The sequence below is a fragment of the uncultured Chryseobacterium sp. genome (genome assembly GCF_936933875.1).
GTDB lineage: Bacteria > Bacteroidota > Bacteroidia > Flavobacteriales > Weeksellaceae > CAKZIK01.
On the sequence record NZ_CAKZIK010000077.1, the window covers coordinates 12,581 to 30,889 of the forward strand.

Sequence of the window (18,309 nt, forward strand, 5' to 3'; positions counted from 1 at the left end):
CTGTAAAAATATAAAAACCACCGTTTTCGCAGTGGCTTTTCGTTATTTGCTTCATAATTATTTCAGCAGATATTCCTGCATGAATTTGATTACCGCCAATCTTTGGTAATCAATATTTTCTTTTTTACGGAAACCGTGTCCTTCATTTTTGGCTTCAAGATACCATACGGTATTGCCCTGCGCTTTCAACTTATCGCGCATCTGAATGGCTTCTGTCACAGGAACTCTTGGATCATTTGTTCCCTGAATGATGAACATGGGTTTTTTAATTTTTGAAGTGTTGTTCAAAGGAGCAATTTTGGTGAAAAATTCGCTCATTTTAGGGTCGCGTTCGTCGCCATATTCTGCACGTCTTAAATCTCGACGGTATTCTTCCGTATTTTTAAGGAACGTATTGAAGTCTGAAATCCCTACGACATCAACCGAAGCACGAATTTTATCTGCATATTCGTACGCTGTGGCCAACGTCATAAAACCGCCGTAACTTCCACCCATAATCATAATTCGGTCTTTGTCGAGTTCAGGTTGATTGGCAATCCAATCCAACAAAGCGCCGATGTCCTTTACGGAATTCATACGGTTGAAACCATTGTCGCTCGCAAGATATTTCTTCCCAAATCCCGAAGAACCCCTTACATTGGGATAAATGGTTGCAATTCCCAGTTCGTTCGTGTAATAATTGCCGGAACCTAAAGATGAAGCCATACTTTGACCTTCAGGACCACCGTGAATATTGATGAGAACCGGTCTTTTTCCCGTGAATTTTTTAGAAGCCGGATAATAAAATCCTGAGATTTTCATGCCGTCGAAGCTTATCCATTCGATGAGTTTTGGTTGTGCCATGTCGGATTTCTGCATTTCGCCCTGCTCACTTTCCGTCCATCTTTCAATTTTGTTGGAAGCTAAATCCAATCGGTAAATATCTGACGAAGAATCGAAAGTTGATTGTGAAAAGAACAATGATTTTCCGTCTTCAGTAAAATCAAAATTATTAATCAAACCAACCGGAAGACCTTTGATTTCTGAATATTTATTAGAAGAGGTATCCATCAAATACAGTTTATTCAAACCGCCTTCATTGGTGGCAAAAACCAATTTCGATTTATCTTTTGAAAGCGAAAAACCGGAAACTTCCCATGGAATTGATGAAGTATAATATTCAATTTTTCCGGTTTTCAGATTTTTTGTGGCCAATCTTTCGAATTCATTGTCGCGGTCGGTTGTAAACCAAATTTCGTCGGGATTTTTGCTGAATTTCGCACCACTTTGGACAATATGTTTTTCGGTTCTGTCGGTAATGGGTTCCAATTTTCTGGTTGCGGTATCAAGCTGATACATATATGATTCGTTAGCGGAAATATATTCTCCAACCAATATTTTTTTACCATCTTCAGAAATATCGCTCATTCCCCAACCTCCGCCTTTTACTTCAAGCACAAGTTTGTTTTCAGCCGGATTATTGGGATTCATGTAATAAATATCGCGGTCGCCTCCGTTTCTTTTCGTGGATGAAAAATAAAAACCGGAACCGTCTTTCTTCCACACAATTCCTCCGTTCTGACTTCTTCCGCCATCTGTCAAAAGCGTGGATTCCATAGTTTTTAAATCGAGTTTAAAAAGTTGTCCAAACTCGTTTCCGCCAATATCTTTCGAATACACTAAATACTCGCCTTTTGTCGGTTCGTAATCTGCTGAATTTACGGGTTCATCAAAAAACGTGATTTGCTTTCTGTTTCCCATGGGTTGAGAAAGTTTGTGCAACTGATTGGTTGATGCAAAACGCGTTACCATAATCAGTTCTTTTCCGTTTGGATGTATTGCAGTGAAATTGGCTCCTCGACTTTCGGAATATTTTTTGATTTTTTCATTCATGCTCTTCGGAATGGCAGGAATGTTTTCGGTAATTAAATTTTCGTTGGGAACAACGAGGGCTTCTTTTTGCTGAGCGAAAATATTTACACTCAGAAAAAGTGCTGCAATAATCGTTTTGGTTTTCATATTATTTTGATTTGTTGACTAAGTTATGAATATTTTCAGGTGTTTTATTTAAAATTTTGAACATAAACCGTAAATAGCCCCGGTTGCAGCGACATCCTTTTTGCGAGGAGGAACGACGAGCAAAAAGATACAGCGGAAAACGGGAAAAAGCTCCAAAAAAAATGGGACACAAATTGCGCCCCAAATATTGTATTACGAATTTCAAATTTTAGATGTGAATCACTTCACCGTAAGCTGCAGCCGCCGCTTCCATAATTGCCTCGGAAACCGTTGGATGCGGGTGGATTGATTTGATGATTTCGTGACCGGTAGTTTCCAGTTTACGAGCTACAACTGCTTCTGCAATCATATCCGTAACGCCTTCACCAATCATGTGGCAACCTAACCATTCTCCGTATTTTGCATCGAAAATTACTTTTATGAAACCGTCGGTATTTCCATTGGCTGTTGCTTTTCCTGAAGCAGAAAGCGGGAATTTTCCAACCTTAATTTCGTAACCTTTTTCTTTTGCCTGTTTTTCAGTTAAACCAACAGAAGCGATTTCCGGTGAACAATATGTACAACCAGGAATATTGCCGTAATCGATTTTTTCTACGTGAAGACCTTTGATTTTTTCAACACACGTAATTCCTTCCGCAGAAGCAACGTGCGCCAAAGCCTGAGTCGGGATGATATCGCCAATCGCGTAATAACCCGGAACTGAAGTTTCATACCATTCGTTCACCAAAACTCTGCCTTTATCGGTCTGAATTCCCACTTCTTCGAAACCTTGACCTTCAATATTAGCAGCAATTCCGACCGCTGAAAGAAGAATATCTGCTTCCAAGGTAATGTTGCCGTCTTTTGTCTTTACATTAGCTTTAACGCCTTCTCCCGAAGTATCAACTGATTCCACAGAAGCGTTCGTCATGATTTCGATACCTGCTTTCTTCAAAGATTTTTCAAGGTGTTTTGAAATTTCCTCGTCTTCAACAGGAACGATATTCGGCATAAATTCTACAACTGTTACTTTTGTGCCCATTGAATTATAAAAATCCGCGAACTCAACACCAATTGCACCAGAACCAACTACAATCATGGATTTTGGCTGTTCTGGAAGTGAAAGTGCCTGTCTGTAACCGATTACTTTTTTACCGTCCTGTGGAAGGTTTGGCAATTCTCTGGAACGAGCTCCGGTTGCAATAATGATATGATTTGCCGAATATTCAGTAGATTTTCCGTCTGCATCAGCCACGTCAATTTTTTTGCCCGCTTTTACTTTTGCGGTTCCCATAATGACATCGATTTTATTTTTCTTCATCAGGAAAGAAATTCCGCCGCTCATTTTACTGGCAACGCCTCTACTTCTCTGGATTACTTTAGAAAAATCGAAACCGGGATTTTCAACTGGATTCAAACCGAAATCTTCAGCATGCTTCAGGTAATGGAAAACGTGAGCCGATTTCAACAAAGCTTTTGTTGGGATACATCCCCAGTTCAAGCAGATTCCGCCTAAATTTTCTTTTTCAACAATCGCAGTTTTGAAACCTAACTGTGCTGCTCTAATTGCAGTAACATAACCTCCAGGTCCGCTTCCGATGACAATAATATCGTAGTTCATTATTTTTAATTTTGATGCGAATTTACGGATAATTTTTGAGGTTTTTAGATGATTTACATAACCTCAATTCTCAACTTGTACTGAAATTCCTGTTCCGCCATTTCATGATGGGCTTTTCAATCACATAATAAAGAAATGCAGCCGCGCAAAAACTCAAAATAAAGAACAGGATAAATTTGAGTTCAGATGGAAATGCAGAAAACATCTTCAGTTCAAGACCACGGAAAACCAGCCAGTGAACCAAATACAGCGAGTAAGAAATTTTGCTGATGAAAACGATGGATTTTGTAACTACAGATTTTTTCCAATTTAAATTTGTGAAAAACGGAAACAGCAAAGCCAAACCAATTCCAAGAACGGAAAAATATACCGAGTTGAAATATTTCAGATGTGAATAGTTGTCTTTGAATATGATATATTGATTCAAGGCTAAAAGAATGAGTCCTGAAATGAAAAGCAGATTCTTCAGTTTGAACACTTTTTCTTTAGAAAATTCCATCAGCCAAACCGAAAAAATACCGAAGGCAATGGCATCAAGCCTAAAGAACGCCACTTTTCGAACGCCTTCATAAAAGTGAAATTTTCCTTCATTGAGATTTAAAATTCTCATCAGCAAAAAATAAATCACGAAAATTAAAACTGCTGAGAAGAAAAGATTTTTAGTTTGAATATTTGGGAAAGTCTTTTTAATAAAGAAAAGCGATAAAGGAAATAAAACGTAGAACCACTCTTCTACACTCAAACTCCAGGAAATTCCAAAAAATGTGGGCTGAACTTCATAGAAATTCTGGATAAAAAACAAATATTTCCAAAAAGAAACGCCTTTATTCTGTACGGAATCAAAGAAGTAATTCCCAAAAAAATACACGATAAGCATTATGAAATAAAGCGGTAGCGTTCGAAGCCATCTTCTGAGGATGAAGTTTTTAAGACTTTTTTCTAGGTTTTTAGATTCAAATACATTGAAAAGCAATTTCCCAATGAGCACTCCACTTAAAATAAAGAACAGTTCTACTCCGAAAAACCCACACAAAAAAGAAATGAAAAACGAATAACTTCCGGCATAAATAAAGCCAAGACTATGACCAGCCATTACTAAAAGTATTGCCATTGCCCGAACAAAATCGTAACCAAAAATCCGTCTTTCCATCACTTCTTCAAAATTATGAAAACCGCAAAAATATTAACTAAAATTTAATAAAACTTTTATATACAGATGTTAGATTAGTTTCTAATTTTACAAAAAAATGAAGAAGACGTGATGAAGTACACATTAATCAACCGAAACAAAAGCACTGTTGCCAACAGCAATTCCGATTTCGTACGGTGGATGCGAAAGTCTGATTTACAATCGTTTAAAGAAAATGAAGAATTTATGGAAGCCTATGCTCATCGGAAATCAACTTTTGAGCAAATAGAATTACGCTACCATAACGAAGACGAATTTGTGGAAGATCTTCAGAAGAACAATATGCTAAAAATTGAGGAACCACCGAAGAAATGGAATCTTTTCGGAAAATAAAAGGAACCGCTTTGAAGCAGTTCTTTTTTTTGCCTTAATAAAAATAAACACGATAACCAGGAAATTCCTTTTAATACTCTATCTAATTTTCTCCGTTCTTCATGCATTGTATACAGGTTAATGCAACTAGAAAGTTATCGCCAAAATTTTTCATTTTCTAAAATTTTTCTCAAAGTTAATTTGAAAAACAATAAAACGTATATTTTTTAAGGGTTTGATTTACAGATTTTCACCCACAAAAAAGACGCAATCTGCGTCTTTAATTATTTTGTTTTTATTGATTTAAATCTTTGGAAATTTCGTCGGATTGCTCTCGGTAAACATCGCATAAATTTTTTCCACCATATCATCTGCAGACGGTTTGCTGAAATAATCGCCGTCGCTTGCATACGCCGGTCTGTGATTTTCTGCAGAAATCGTCAGAGGATCGCTGTCCAAATATCTAAATGCTTTCTGTTTTTCCAAAATCTGCTGCAAAATAAACGCTGAAGTTCCGCCTTCCACATCTTCGTCAATTACGACTAAACGGTTGGTTTTCTTCACACTTTCAGCAATTTCATTGGTTAAATCGAACGGAATTAATGACTGTACATCGATAACTTCAGCAGAAATTCCCACTTTTTCCAATTCTGCAGCGGCTTCCATCACAATTCTCCAGGTTGAACCGTAAGTTACTAAAGTCACGTCTTTTCCTTCTTTCGTCACTTCAATTTTTCCGACTGGAACAGTAAATTCACCTAAATTGTCCGGTTGCTTTTCTTTCAGACGGTAACCGTTCAGACATTCAACAATTACGGCTGGTTCGTCGCTTTGAAGCATTGTGTTGTAAAAACCAGCAGCTTTCGTCAGGTTTCGTGGAACCAAAATGTTAATTCCTTTTGAAAGGTTTAGAATTCCTGCCATTGGAGAACCGGAATGCCAAATTCCTTCCAGTCTGTGTCCACGAGTTCTGATAATTACCGGCGCTTTTTGTCCACCTTTTGTGCGGTATTGAACCGTCGCCAAATCGTCGCTCATTCCTTGAAGACAGTATAAAATATAGTCGAGATACTGAATTTCTGCAATAGGTCTTAAACCACGCATTGCCATTCCGATTCCCTGTCCCAGAATGGTTGCTTCACGAATTCCGGTATCTGCAACGCGCAATTCACCATATTTTTCCTGCATTCCTTCCAAGCCTTGATTTACGTCACCGATATTTCCGGCATCTTCACCAAAAACCAAAGTTTCTGGATATTTTTCAAAAATTTTGTCGAAATTATTACGAATCACTACTCTTCCGTCCACTTCTTGTGAAACTTCAGAGAAAATTGGAGCGACTTCTTTTACATTAGTCGCTTTCCACTGTGACTGTGAATATAAATGTGAAGAATAATTGTCTTTTTCAATTTTATAAACTTCGTCATATTTATTTTGAAGCCATTGTCTTTCCGTTGAAGAAGTTCCTCTCGTCAGCAGCAAAGCTTTTCTTGCCAAATGGAAAATATCTTTTTTAGCAACCGAAATGATTTTGTTGAATTTGTTGATTTCTTCTGCAACATCTGAATTTGCAATCAGTTTTTCAACCAATGGCAAAATCTGACTCTTAAGTTCAGAAATCGCACCCTGATAATTTTCCCAGGCTTTTTTCTGTCCGTCTTTCGCTGTTTTTTTGGCTTCACCATCAATTGCTTCCAACTCTTCAACTGTTGCAAGAATCTCTTCGTTTCCATCAATTTCTACTGAATAATTCAAAATCCACTCGCGGAATTTCACCAAACCATCGTATTCGCTTTCCCAAGCTAATCTTTCCTCATTTTTATATCTTTCGTGAGAACCGGAAGTTGAATGACCTTGTGGTTGCGTCACTTCAATGACATGAACCACCACTGGAACACTTTCAGTTCTTGCAAAATGTTCTGCTCGTGCGTAAGCATCCAGCAAAGCTGCATAATCCCAAGCTTTTACCTGGATAATTTCGCAACCCTGATTTTCGCCTTCTTTTCTTTGAAAACCCGAAAGCATTTCCGCGATATCCACTCGCGCTCTTTGGTTATGCGTGGGAACCGAAATTCCATAACCGTCATCCCAAATAGAAACAATCATGGGAACCTGCAAAGCACACGCTGCATTCAAAGTTTCCCAAAAATGACCTTCTGCTGTGGAAGCATCACCAATTGTTCCGAAAGCGATTTCGTTACCGTTATTGGAGAATTTTTCAGAACCTTCAAATTTTACATGTTTGAAAATTTTGGAAGCCTGCGCTAAACCTAATAAACGCGGCATTTGTCCTGCTGTTGGGGAAATATCGGAAGAAATATTTTTGATTTTTGTTAAATCTTTCCATGAACCGTCTTCATTTAAACTTCTGGTAGCATAGTGACCATTCATTTGTCGTCCCGCAGAAGCAGGTTCGCGCTCAACACTTGTATCCGCATAAAGCTGTGCAAAAAAACTTTCAACAGTTACAGCTCCAACTACCAATGAAAAAGTCTGGTCACGGTAATATCCGGAACGCCAGTCCCCGTCACGAAAAACCTTTGCCATTGCCAATTGCGGGAGTTCTTTACCGTCACCAAAAATACCGAATTTTGCTTTTCCGGTTAAAACTTCACGTCTCCCCAAAAGTGCCATTTCCCGCGAAATTCTGCCCATTTTATAATCTTTGAGCACCGCATTTTTAAAATCCTGAAAAGTGACTTCCTGAGTTTCTATATAAGTGGTTTGCATAAAATCGTTGGTTTTTACAAATATACTTATTTTTTGAATTGGAATTTAATACCATTATTAAATCGATAAAATTATTGAATATCTTTATGAATTATTAAAAGGGACCAACTATTTCCACCAAACCTCAAAGTAATTCTGAAATATATTTTTTAGTGGAGTTATTTTCTTAAAAAATCTTATCCATAATTTTTTTAATTTTTCGCTAATCAATTTACCCTATAAAGAAACTCCGGCAAAAAAAATCCTCAGTTTCTGCTAAAAGATGGAGGTCATTGAAAACGCATTATTTTTTTCGTGATCAAATATAATAGACCCAGCTTAACATCAGAATTTCTTTTTATACTTTTTAATCATTCTTTTATATAATTAAAATTTTGCCATTTTAATAAGTTTTTTTTAAAATACATTTGAAGTAACAATTAAAAATCAAACAATCATGGCAAAGAAAACCACTACTGCAGGTAAAGTGAAACCCAAAGCAGATGCTGCTGACCAACTTAAAGACTTTATGGTAGACGGGATTAAAGACTTGTATTGGGCTGAAAAAGCATTGGTAAAAAATCTCCCGAAAATGCAAAAAAATGCAACCTCAAAAAATCTAAAAGCTGCGATTGCAGGACATTTGGAAGAAACCAAAGGTCAGGTAAAAAGACTGGAAGATGCCTTCAAAGCATTGAAATTGAAACCCGAAGCTGTGAAATGTGACGCGATGGACGGACTTTTGAAAGAAGCTGAAGGAATTTTGGAAGAAACCGAACCGGGTGCAGTTCGCGACGCAGCAATTATCGCTGCCGCACAAAAAGTGGAACATTACGAAATTGCATCTTACGGAACACTGGCGACGTACGCCAAACTTTTAGGACAAAAAGAAGTTTTGAAACTCCTCCTGGAAACTTTAAAACAGGAAAAAACCTGCGACAAAGATTTAACCAAACTCGCAAAAACTGAAATCAACCTTAAAGCGAAATAAATGTGAAGCGGTTTTATGACCGCTTTTTTTGGCTAAAATCCTCAGACAAACTTGGGATAGACATTCCGAAGAAAGTTGATATGCCATTGAACCAAAATATCGGCGCAGATGAAAACCCAAAAAATCACCAACCAAAAGATGCGAATTCTGTGAAAGAAAAATCTGAAAAACTTTCAATGGAAGCGCATAACAAAGGCGACATTAAAACAAGAGTCATTGGAATTTTATGCGATAGCAATGTGGATGAAGATTCTTTCAACCAGTTCAAAAAAGTTCTGGAAAAAGAAGGCGCAAGTTGCAAAATTATTGCACCGAAAGGGGGAAAAATAAAAGGAAACAAAGGCACGGAAATAAAAGTGGACGAAAATTTCCTAACGGTAACTTCTGTTTGTTTCGCAGCGGTTTTCGTTCCAAACGGAATTTCTAATGAAGTTATAAAACACGAAGTTGCAAAACATTTGCTGAATGAAACCTTTAAACATTGCAAAGCAATTGCGATTGAAGGAAATGCGAAAACATTGTTAGAAAACACGGATATTCCTACCGATAAAGATGACAAAGCTCTTTTGGTGGATAAAACTCCGAAAGATTTTGTAAAAGCCATTGCATCGGGAAGAAATTGGGATCGTGAACTTCATCCAGTAGTTCCGGCTTAAAACTAAAACATATTTAACTTTGCCAAAATTTTAAAGTTTTGGCAAAGTTTATTTTATAATATGAAATCAGATATTCCAAAACAGAAAGAAGGCGCATTTAGTGACACGGTTTCCTCCATCAAATTTGAGAACGAAACGCAGGCGATTGAACATTTTACAGTGGTGCGAAAACGATTCCTTGATGTGAATTCTTGGGAACTTTTTGCAGGTGAAGAGAAAGCATCATTTTCGCTGACAGATGCTAACGGAAACTTTCTTCTGGATCATCCCGCGGTTGGAAATTTTATCAAAATTAAAATTCCCGGGCTACACAATCCGACTGGAGACGGTTTCGACTGGGTGAAAATTGAGGAGATTAAGGAAGAGAAAAATTTAAATTTTGAAAGTGTTTACATTCGAGTTCGTCCATCGTCCGATCCCACAAAACCAGAAGAAAAAGTAGCTCATTTCTTTGATGAAAAGGCGACTTCCAACTTTCTGATCAGACGCGTTGGCGAAGAAATTTTCGCCGAAGTTCATGGCAGAAATGAAGAACCTAATACTGAAAATTTAAATCTTCTGGAAAAAGCGAGAAATCTTTTAGTGGCAATCGGAGGAATGATTGCGGGATCAAAATTCCAGTGGAAATCTCTGACTGAAGGACTAATAAAAATGTGAGATTTGTCCTCTGAATTTCAGGAATTATATTATCTTGATTGAATGAACAATTAGAATTTTCGTTCGATTACATAATCCAACATGAGATGAAGTGACTGTCTGGATTCTGATTCGGGAAACTCATTGAGGATGTCTTTCGCTTTTTGATGGAAATCTTTCATCACTCCGATCGCATAATCCAGTCCGCCTGATTTTTTTACAAATTCCACCAATTCTTTCACCCTTTTCGTGTCGTTGTTGTAGCGTTTAATGGTGTTGAAGTAATATTTTCGGTCGGTTTCATTCGCAGTTCTTAACGTGTAGATTAAAGGCAAAGTCATTTTCTGCTCTTTAATATCGATTCCAACTGGTTTTCCGATGATGTTTGAAGTGAGGTAATCAAAAAGATCGTCCTTGATTTGGAAAGCCATTCCCGTCAAAGTTCCGAATTCTTTCATTTTGGCAGCCATTTTTTCATCTGCATTATTGGAAAGAACACCTATTTCGCAACACGCTGCAATCAAGGTTGCAGTTTTCTGACGGATTATTTCGTAGTAAACCTCCTCTGTAATATCTAATTTTCGGGCTTTCTCGAGCTGTAAAAGCTCACCTTCCGCCATTTCTCGAATCGTTCGTGAAATCACGGCAAGCAAATCAAAATCTTTATGGTCGGTTGAAAGTAAAACTGCTTTCGATAAAAGATAATCTCCCACCAAAACCGCAATTTTATTTTTCCATAAAGCGTTGATAGAAAAGAAGTTTCTCCGTTTAAAACTTTCATCCACCACATCATCATGAACCAAAGTCGCCGTGTGAATCAACTCAATCATAGAAGCTCCCCGAAAGGATTTTTCGTTCACCTCTCCTACCAATTTTGAACAAAGAAAAACAAACATTGGGCGCATCTGCTTTCCTTTCGTGGTAACGATAAAACGGGTGACTTTGTCTAAAAGTGGCACATTGCTCTGCATCGACTCATAAAACTTTTGTTCAAAAAGTTTCATTTCTGTTGCAATCGGTTTCTTGATTTCTTCTACAATATTCGCCACGTATTTATGAGCAATGAGTAATTAGTAATAAGTAATTTTGATACGAAGGCAAATATAATTAAAAAAGCATGAAAGATTTAGGCAAATCAATAGAAAATCTTAATTCCATCCAAAGCATTTTTCCCACAAAAAAAATCAGCTATGGTCTTTTGTTGTCATAAATGTAGTGACTTTCCTGATTTCATTTCAAACACATTTCCCAATTCAAAGACCGTAGAGTATAATGTTAAGAATTTTAACAAATATAATTTAAAAAGACCAATTTAGATTGAAGTAGTTTCGATACGTTATGCAATACAGTTTACTAACGAAGTTTTTCTCGCGGGATAAAATACAGGCTTTGTTTTACTTTGCCCAGTGGGCTTTTGAATTCTTCCCCGGAAATATAAATTCCGTCCTCATTTACTGAAATTCCTTCAATTTGGCCAACTGATAACGAGCTTCCGATATAATATTTCACCGGTTTCTGATTAAAGAATATTCCAGGTTCGGTCTCACCAAATATGGAAAGAAAAACTTCGGTATTTTTTGTGTATCCAACTAAATAAAGTTTTCTGTCAAAATAAGAAGCATCGGTAACAACAAAATCAGTTTTAAAAGATTCAATTTTTTCGGCAGGCTGCTGCACAAAAACATTTGGATTTACGGTGTAATGTGTTACCGATTTTGAAATCCATTCTTTGGTAAAAAGGTGAATTTTTCCGTTCAGGAAAATCATCGCTTCTGCGTCGAAATCGTTGTTGATGTTTTTTGGTTCGAAATCTTTCTGTTCAGGATAGAAAAATGGTATCTCCTGTATAGAATCAATTTTCACAGAATCTTTAAAAGGGATTTTATAAATCTTCAAGTCTTTCCTAGTTCCTGCATTGTTCCCGAAGTCACCAATATAAATATTTGTGGAATCGCTTGTAATGGCTTCCCAATCCTTGTTTTTTAAATCTGTTTTAATGACATCAAGAATTTTTCCCGAAGATTTGTCGATTTCAAAAACTTCGGAGGAATTTCCGCCATCATTAATCGTATATAATTTGTCTCTGAAAAAAGTAAGTCCGGAAGTTTCTTTCAAAGAATCTGAAAGCGTGGCGACTTTGTATTTTTTAATTTTCAACCATTTCAGGTCTTGCTGAGCGTAAAGGTTCAGAGCAAATAAGAAAGAAAAAAGAAAAAGGATTTTTTTCATTTTTTATCCTGATAAATTTTTCACGAAATTTAAAACAAAAAAACCACCAAACAAAAGTTGAAGGTTTCGTTTTAATGATTTTTTATTGATTAACTATTTCACTTTTTTATAATACGGAGTACCTCCTACAAAAACAGTTTCATCGTAATTAGAAATATTTCGGGTAGGAGGAGCACTAAATAATCGTTGTACAACACGACCGTCACCATATTTTAAAGTAATTGTATAATTTTCGATGGAATAGGTTCCTTTTCCACCAGTGCAATTATTCAAATTGGTGGAGAAAATTCCTTCATCATTAAAGGTTCCGTCTTTTTTAAATTCAATAACAAATTGGCAGCCGGAATTGTCCAAATAATTCAGTTTTGGATCTTTTCCCCAGTTTGGAGCAACATGGGTGTAAAACCCTTCCAATCTCGCACCATCAACGGATAAACACTTATGGAAACCATGAGTATAACCATCTTTTTCCATGTAAATTTCAGTTTTTTGGGTTACTGCAATTTCATCGTAATTATTTTTGAATTTTCCTTTATTTCCGCTCATTATCAATTTCCCCCAAGATTCTGACTGAAAAGTTTTATCCAAATTCATGATTCCTTCATAGGGCGCATTTGGTAAATAATCTCCGTTTGGATACACCACATAAAAATCTGTAATAGGTTTTGTTCCGGCGGTTACATCATAAAAATCTTTCGGCATGTATTTCATATTTGCCCATAAAATAGGTTTTTCTGTAGATTTTTTCATTGAATTTACATTGGATAAATTTGGTTTTGAATTTGAATTTTCCATTTTCATAAAAGTCACCGATTCCAAAAAAGTTTCCATTTCTTTTTGAAAATTTTCAGTGTTGGTGAGGATTAGAATATTCATCATTTTTGAATTTTTGGAACTGGTCATTAATATTGCAGCACCTTGTAAACCGTCTTTATTGAACGGAGCAGAACCAATTTGCGTTTCCCAACCATTGTGGTTTGCTGAAGGCTGCATGATAGGGTTTGAAGTTTTCAAAATCTCTTGAACCAAGGATTTCCATGAAATATCGAAGTTTTTTTTAGCGTCATTTCCGGCTTCAATGGATTTGTATAAAGTCATCACACAAAAGTTTCCGTTTGTATCGTCTTTACTGAAGGTTAACGTTTCATCAGTTGAAGATTTCGCCCAATTTTTCGGCGGTTGAAAGGTGACAATATCAAATTTTTCCTGCGAACAAAACAGATTTGAAATTATTGAAAGCACAAGTATAAATAAAGTTTTCATAGGATGATGTTTTATTTTTTAATTCCTTTTATAATCGATATTTTCCCTGAATTATTGATTTTGAACAGATATAATCCTGAGTTCAATCCCGAAGTGTTGACCACATTTTTCTTTTCGTTCAACGATTTTTTGGAAACGAGTTTTCCGTTCATATCCAAAATTTCCAGTTCGGCTTTTTCGGAATTTTCTATACTGATATTTACTTCGTCGGTGAAAGGATTTGGATAAATTTTAACCGAAGAATTTGCTAGAACATTTGCTGTTGATAGCGAACTTGTACCCATTCCACGAATTCGCTGATTGAGATTATCAGCAATTAAAAAATTTCCATTGTTGTCGAATTCAATATCATAAGGTCTGTAAAATTTGGCTACACTTGCATGGCCATCCAAAAATCCTTGCGTTGTTCCTGCAATTGTAGAAACCATTCCAGCCTGGGTAATTTTTCTTATTTTGCTGTTTCCGGCATCAGAAACATACACATTTCCGCTGGTATCAACACAAATTCCTACTGGTTGATCAAACTTTGCGGTTGTAGAAGGACCATCCAAAAATCCTTGCGTTGCACCAGCAAACGTACTTACAACCGCAGCAGGAGTAATTTTACGGATTTTATTATTGTTATAATCTGTTACATACAAATTTCCTGCAGTATCAAAAGCAATTTTTACGGGTGCACTAAACGCAGCCACGTTTCCAGCGCCGTTTGCAAGACCAGAAAAACCAGTTCCTGCGAAAGTACTTACAACTCCGGTATTCGAGATTTTACGGATTTTGTTGTTTGCGGAATCTGCGATAAAAATATTGTCATTTGCATCTATTGCAATACCGTAAGGTTGATAAAACGTTGCGGTACTTGCATTTCCGTCCGCACTTCCAATCGCTCCAGTTCCTGCAAGGGTACTCACCGTTCCGTCCGGAGCAATTTTTCGGATTTTATTGTTTTCGCGATCCGCTACAATAAGATTTCCGTTGCTGTCAAACGCCAAATCGGTCGGATAATTAAATGTTGAAGATACCGCTGGTCCGTCGTTACTTCCCGCGACATCATTTCCTGCAAATGTAGTAACTATTCCTCCAGAAATTTTTCTTATTCTATGGTTAGTATTATCGGCAACATAAACATCGCCATTAGATGCTACCGCTACTCCCACTGGATTTCTGAACGTAGCCGTTGTAACAGATCCATTTGTAGCACCGTAACCACCGTTTCCTGCAAAAGTTGAAACGGTTTGTGCACAAAAATTTATTTGAACGCATACTGCAATAGATATTGATAAAATTGTTTTCATGATATTGTTTTTTAAGGATTAATATTGGTGTAAATGGTGAAAATTCCGGAGGAAGAAAATCGAGAATCTAAAGGTTTATTTGCGGGAACAGCCACGAAATTTCCTTTTCTTGAAATTACAGGATTTCCTGTACCAATTCCAGAAGTGTTTGTTATGGTAAAAATTTTCTTGTTTTCAGTATTTTGAACGATGACATTTCCTTTGGAAACGCCCAAGTTGGAAGCATTGGTGTTGTAAGAAATCCATTTTCCATCAAAGGAAATTCCTACTTTTCCGCCTTGTAAAATCGGACTGTCGCCATTGGATTCAGTATTATTTTCAAGTGTTGAAATTCTTTTTAAACTCGAATTCTGAACATCGTAAAGGAAAATATCCTGAAAAGTATTGGTGTCATTTTCTACTAAAGTGGAGGAAGTTGTCGCAAAAACCACTTTTTCTCCATCCCCTGAAATCGATGGATATACAACCCGACTCGTACTTTCGTTGCCTTGGTTTCTTTCCATTCCCGAGTTGGGAACCGAAATTCTTTTCACATTTCCGTTTTTCCAAAGAAAAATATCCCACAATTTGTTGGTGTCATTTTCCACCAAACGATGATTGTTAGAATAAAATGCAATGGATTTTCCATTTTCAGAAATGGACGGCGCAGAACCTCCGGAAGCTTTTCCGTTTTCAAAATCTTTGGTGATAAAATCTGTAGAACCCGATGAAATTTGATGTACAAAAACATTTGGTGTATTAAAACCACTTCCCAAATCCGTAATATCACTTGCATAAGACGTAAAAGCCACCGTTTTTCCGTCACCGGAAATTGCAGGTTCAAAACTTTCGCCATTGGAAGGAATATTTTGACTGGATTTACTAATTAAACTTACTGTTCCAGAAGACTTTTTCCACAAAAAAATATCCCGAGTCCGGTTGTTGTCATTTTCTGAAAAATTGGTTGCATAAGATTCAAAAACTATGGAATTTCCATCCGCAGAAATCGACGGTGCAAAGCTGTCCTTGTTGCCTTGTTCACCATTATTGGCTTTACTGATAAGCTTGGTTTCTCCTGTTTTTCGGTCTCTCCAATAAATTTGGCGGAACTTTCCATCGCTGCCGTCAATTCCTTTTCCGAACATCATCAACGCGACAAATCTTCCCTCATCTTCACCTTTTCCACCGATACTTGGCGAACTGCTTTCCACAAAAGTATTGGTGATGGTGTTTTCAGAATTTCTAGTAACCAAATCGATTTTATTTTTCGGAATTGTGGGATTGGCTTCATTGTTATTCGTTGTTGGATTAGAAGGATTGGAAGGCGTTACAGAAGTTTTTGAACAGTCCGCAAGAACGGTAACAACATTGGAAGTAACCGTTCCTTCATTCAAACTTAATTTACAGTTTCTTGAGCCTTTTGTTTGTGTGATATTGTATTGCGAACCTTGAGTAAACCCGCCCAAATTTGAAGTGGTTGAGTGATTAACACTGGTTTCACGCCCCAAATTATCTTTAAATGTGAACCATTCTCCGACTTCAATTCCTGTGGTTTTCAGAGAAAAAATCGTAATTGGAATTGGAGCTTCTCTTGAGCAATTCGCAACGACGATAATTGGCGTATTTGTAACCGTTCCTTCGTTATAAATCAATTTACAATTTCGAGAACCATTTTTTTGAAAAATTTTGTACTGAGAACCTTGTACAAATCCTCCTAAATTTGTAGTTGTTGAGTGATTAACACTGGTTTCCCGACCGAGATTGTCTTTAAATGTGAACCATTCTCCAGTCTCAATTCCAACAACTTTTAAGGAAAATATGGTGTGTGCATTTTGCGAATAAAAAGAATTCGTACCCAAAAAATTTGCTAATACAAATAGCGAGAAAAAGACTACATTTTTCATGATTTCAATTTTTTAAAGTCCTAGTTTTCCTTTCATTTTTCCTAGAACATTGTTCTTCTTTTCCTTAAGTTTTTCAACCGTAGTTTTTTCCTTTGTGGAAGAATTTTCATCTGAATTTTGAGCAGAATTTGAACTATAATTTTCATTTTTTGATGCATTCAAACTCACTTTTTGATCGGAAATGATGTCGCCTTTCAACCATTCTTTTGCAAAAGTAGTGGCAACGGAATTGGCGTCTTTCCCGGCTCTGTAAATGGCTTTCCATTTTAGTGATTTACTTTCATATTCGGGTTTTGTGAATTTTTTGTATTTTCCTGAAGAGGTCAGTTGTGCGTTGAAATCAACCGTTGAAACTAGATTCAAATATTCGTTCAAGCGGTTTTTAACCATCGTTTCAGGATTTTCAGGATACATTTTCTCCCAATTGGTTTTGTTTGGAGTTGGATCTTTCATGTTTTGGATTTCCTTTTTCTGTAAATCCATGGATTTTTTGGCTTCCGCTTTTTGTTCTGCGGTCATGTAAGCTGCAGCTTGTTTCATCGCTTTTTCGGCTTCAACAATGGCTTGTTCCATTTGTTGGATTTCGCTTGCGGACATTCGATACGGTTCGCTTGTTGGTTTTGCACGTTCCCTCAATTTTTCATATTCGACGATAAATTCCTGACTGTTCACATAATTTTTCACGTATTGACAGAGTTCTTGCGTTACCGTTTTTTTATCAATGGAAGTTAAATTCGACATTTTCGGAAGTTTGAACGATTTCAATTGAAATCTTACGCTTCCGTCGTCCTTGTACGATTCTTCATCAATTGGTTGATTTCTAAAATCTCCGATTAAATTTTTCAAAATATGTTCTTGCGCAAACTTTTGGGATAATCCAAGTTGTGAAATCACGTCATTGATGATGGTGAAAGACATTAGCGTGAATGCAACTGCACCGATTAAAATTGTTTTATAGGTTTTCATTTTTTTAGATTTTTGAGTTAAAATAAAATCGATTTATCGTGTATTTCCGTTCATTCCCATATAACCATTGTCCAACGTAGCAGGTTCCAAAACGATGGTTGCAATTTCGTCGCCCAATTGAACGGACATCACTTTAATTGCCGTCATTTGGATTTTTTGTGAAACGACTTTTCGCTCGGCTTGGATTTGAACAACAGCAATTTCTCCATTTTGCAAAGCAAATTTTGAATTTACAATAGATTGAAAAGCATTCACCGCCGGAGAATTGGGAATTGTAATGGTTACAGAATTTCCGTTACTCACTAAATAAGAATTCACAATAATTTGTTTTTCAAAACCTCTTTCAAAAGAAGTTCCTTTCACGGGATAACCGTCTTTATCGGTAAATTTTCCAAATTGGATCGTACGTTGTGCAAATAAATTTGCAGAAACCGTTACTAAAAGCAGCATTAAAATTTTTAAAGTTTTCATGATATTATATTTTTAAATGATTTGATTTTTAGAAAGAGTTTTCATGGTTATTGTTTTTCAACAAGCCAAAATTCTAATTAAAACAAAGGAGAAACAATCCAACAGAAAGGGTAA

The 18,309-nt window shown here is 36.6% G+C and carries 15 protein-coding genes; 4 read left to right on the plus strand and 11 right to left on the minus strand.

Annotated elements, in window-relative coordinates; all coding sequences use genetic code 11:
• Nucleotides 1-57: 57 nt before the first annotated feature.
• The 3 genes from Q0252_RS10760 to Q0252_RS10770 form a co-directional block, all read right to left on the minus strand.
• Entirely contained in the window at nucleotides 58-1,998 is a 1,941-nt protein-coding gene (locus Q0252_RS10760; protein WP_297986149.1) for an alpha/beta fold hydrolase, read from the minus strand.
• A gap of 208 nt (nucleotides 1,999-2,206) precedes the next feature.
• Nucleotides 2,207-3,598 (minus strand): dihydrolipoyl dehydrogenase, encoded by a 1,392-nt coding sequence (lpdA, locus tag Q0252_RS10765; RefSeq protein ID WP_297986151.1) that lies wholly within the window; start codon nucleotides 3,596-3,598, stop codon nucleotides 2,207-2,209.
• Nucleotides 3,599-3,668: 70 nt separating this feature from the next.
• Complete coding sequence (locus Q0252_RS10770) at nucleotides 3,669-4,748, minus strand: acyltransferase (protein WP_297986153.1); 1,080 nt, start codon at nucleotides 4,746-4,748, stop codon at nucleotides 3,669-3,671.
• A 111-nt stretch (nucleotides 4,749-4,859) separates the two neighbouring features.
• On the opposite strand from Q0252_RS10770, the gene Q0252_RS10775 reads away from it, so the two are divergent.
• Nucleotides 4,860-5,120, plus strand: coding sequence for a hypothetical protein (locus tag Q0252_RS10775; protein WP_297986154.1), 261 nt, complete (start codon nucleotides 4,860-4,862; stop codon nucleotides 5,118-5,120).
• A gap of 282 nt (nucleotides 5,121-5,402) precedes the next feature.
• Here the strand turns inward: Q0252_RS10775 and Q0252_RS10780 are convergent, their stop codons facing one another.
• The gene (locus Q0252_RS10780) at nucleotides 5,403-7,829 is read right to left on the minus strand and encodes a thiamine pyrophosphate-dependent enzyme (protein ID WP_297986156.1); all 2,427 of its coding nucleotides are present in this window, start codon (nucleotides 7,827-7,829) and stop codon (nucleotides 5,403-5,405) included.
• A 436-nt stretch (nucleotides 7,830-8,265) separates the two neighbouring features.
• Here Q0252_RS10780 and Q0252_RS10785 point away from each other — a divergent pair, with 436 nt between their 5' ends.
• Genes Q0252_RS10785 through Q0252_RS10795 form a run of 3 tightly spaced genes read left to right on the plus strand, consistent with a single transcriptional unit; the run spans nucleotide 8,266 to nucleotide 10,112 of the window.
• Nucleotides 8,266-8,799, plus strand: a complete 534-nt coding sequence (locus Q0252_RS10785; protein WP_297986158.1) for a ferritin-like domain-containing protein — start codon at nucleotides 8,266-8,268, stop codon at nucleotides 8,797-8,799.
• Nucleotides 8,800-8,801: 2 nt separating this feature from the next.
• The gene (locus tag Q0252_RS10790) at nucleotides 8,802-9,455 is read left to right on the plus strand and encodes a DJ-1/PfpI family protein (protein ID WP_297986159.1); all 654 of its coding nucleotides are present in this window, start codon (nucleotides 8,802-8,804) and stop codon (nucleotides 9,453-9,455) included.
• A 60-nt stretch (nucleotides 9,456-9,515) separates the two neighbouring features.
• Nucleotides 9,516-10,112 (plus strand): hypothetical protein, encoded by a 597-nt coding sequence (locus tag Q0252_RS10795; RefSeq protein ID WP_224136125.1) that lies wholly within the window; start codon nucleotides 9,516-9,518, stop codon nucleotides 10,110-10,112.
• 50 nt (nucleotides 10,113-10,162) lie between these two features.
• Here the strand turns inward: Q0252_RS10795 and Q0252_RS10800 are convergent, their stop codons facing one another.
• The 7 genes from Q0252_RS10800 to Q0252_RS10830 all read right to left on the minus strand — a co-directional run bounded on the left by Q0252_RS10800 (nucleotide 10,163) and on the right by Q0252_RS10830 (nucleotide 18,195).
• Entirely contained in the window at nucleotides 10,163-11,140 is a 978-nt protein-coding gene (locus Q0252_RS10800) for a polyprenyl synthetase family protein (RefSeq protein WP_224136126.1), read from the minus strand.
• 304 nt (nucleotides 11,141-11,444) lie between these two features.
• Nucleotides 11,445-12,320 (minus strand): hypothetical protein, encoded by an 876-nt coding sequence (locus tag Q0252_RS10805; protein ID WP_297986160.1) that lies wholly within the window; start codon nucleotides 12,318-12,320, stop codon nucleotides 11,445-11,447.
• 93 nt (nucleotides 12,321-12,413) lie between these two features.
• Nucleotides 12,414-13,583 carry a hypothetical protein gene (locus Q0252_RS10810; protein ID WP_297986162.1) on the minus strand — a complete coding sequence of 390 codons (1,170 nt, stop codon included), beginning with the start codon at nucleotides 13,581-13,583 and terminating at the stop codon, nucleotides 12,414-12,416.
• An 11-nt stretch (nucleotides 13,584-13,594) separates the two neighbouring features.
• Entirely contained in the window at nucleotides 13,595-14,875 is a 1,281-nt protein-coding gene (locus Q0252_RS10815; protein ID WP_297986164.1) for a T9SS type A sorting domain-containing protein, read from the minus strand.
• Between the two features lie 11 nt (nucleotides 14,876-14,886).
• Nucleotides 14,887-16,758 (minus strand): hypothetical protein, encoded by a 1,872-nt coding sequence (locus Q0252_RS10820; RefSeq protein ID WP_297986166.1) that lies wholly within the window; start codon nucleotides 16,756-16,758, stop codon nucleotides 14,887-14,889.
• Nucleotides 16,759-16,770: 12 nt separating this feature from the next.
• Nucleotides 16,771-17,724 carry a hypothetical protein gene (locus Q0252_RS10825; protein WP_297986168.1) on the minus strand — a complete coding sequence of 318 codons (954 nt, stop codon included), beginning with the start codon at nucleotides 17,722-17,724 and terminating at the stop codon, nucleotides 16,771-16,773.
• Between the two features lie 33 nt (nucleotides 17,725-17,757).
• Complete coding sequence (locus Q0252_RS10830; protein ID WP_297986170.1) at nucleotides 17,758-18,195, minus strand: hypothetical protein; 438 nt, start codon at nucleotides 18,193-18,195, stop codon at nucleotides 17,758-17,760.
• Between the last annotated feature and the right edge of the window lie 114 nt (nucleotides 18,196-18,309).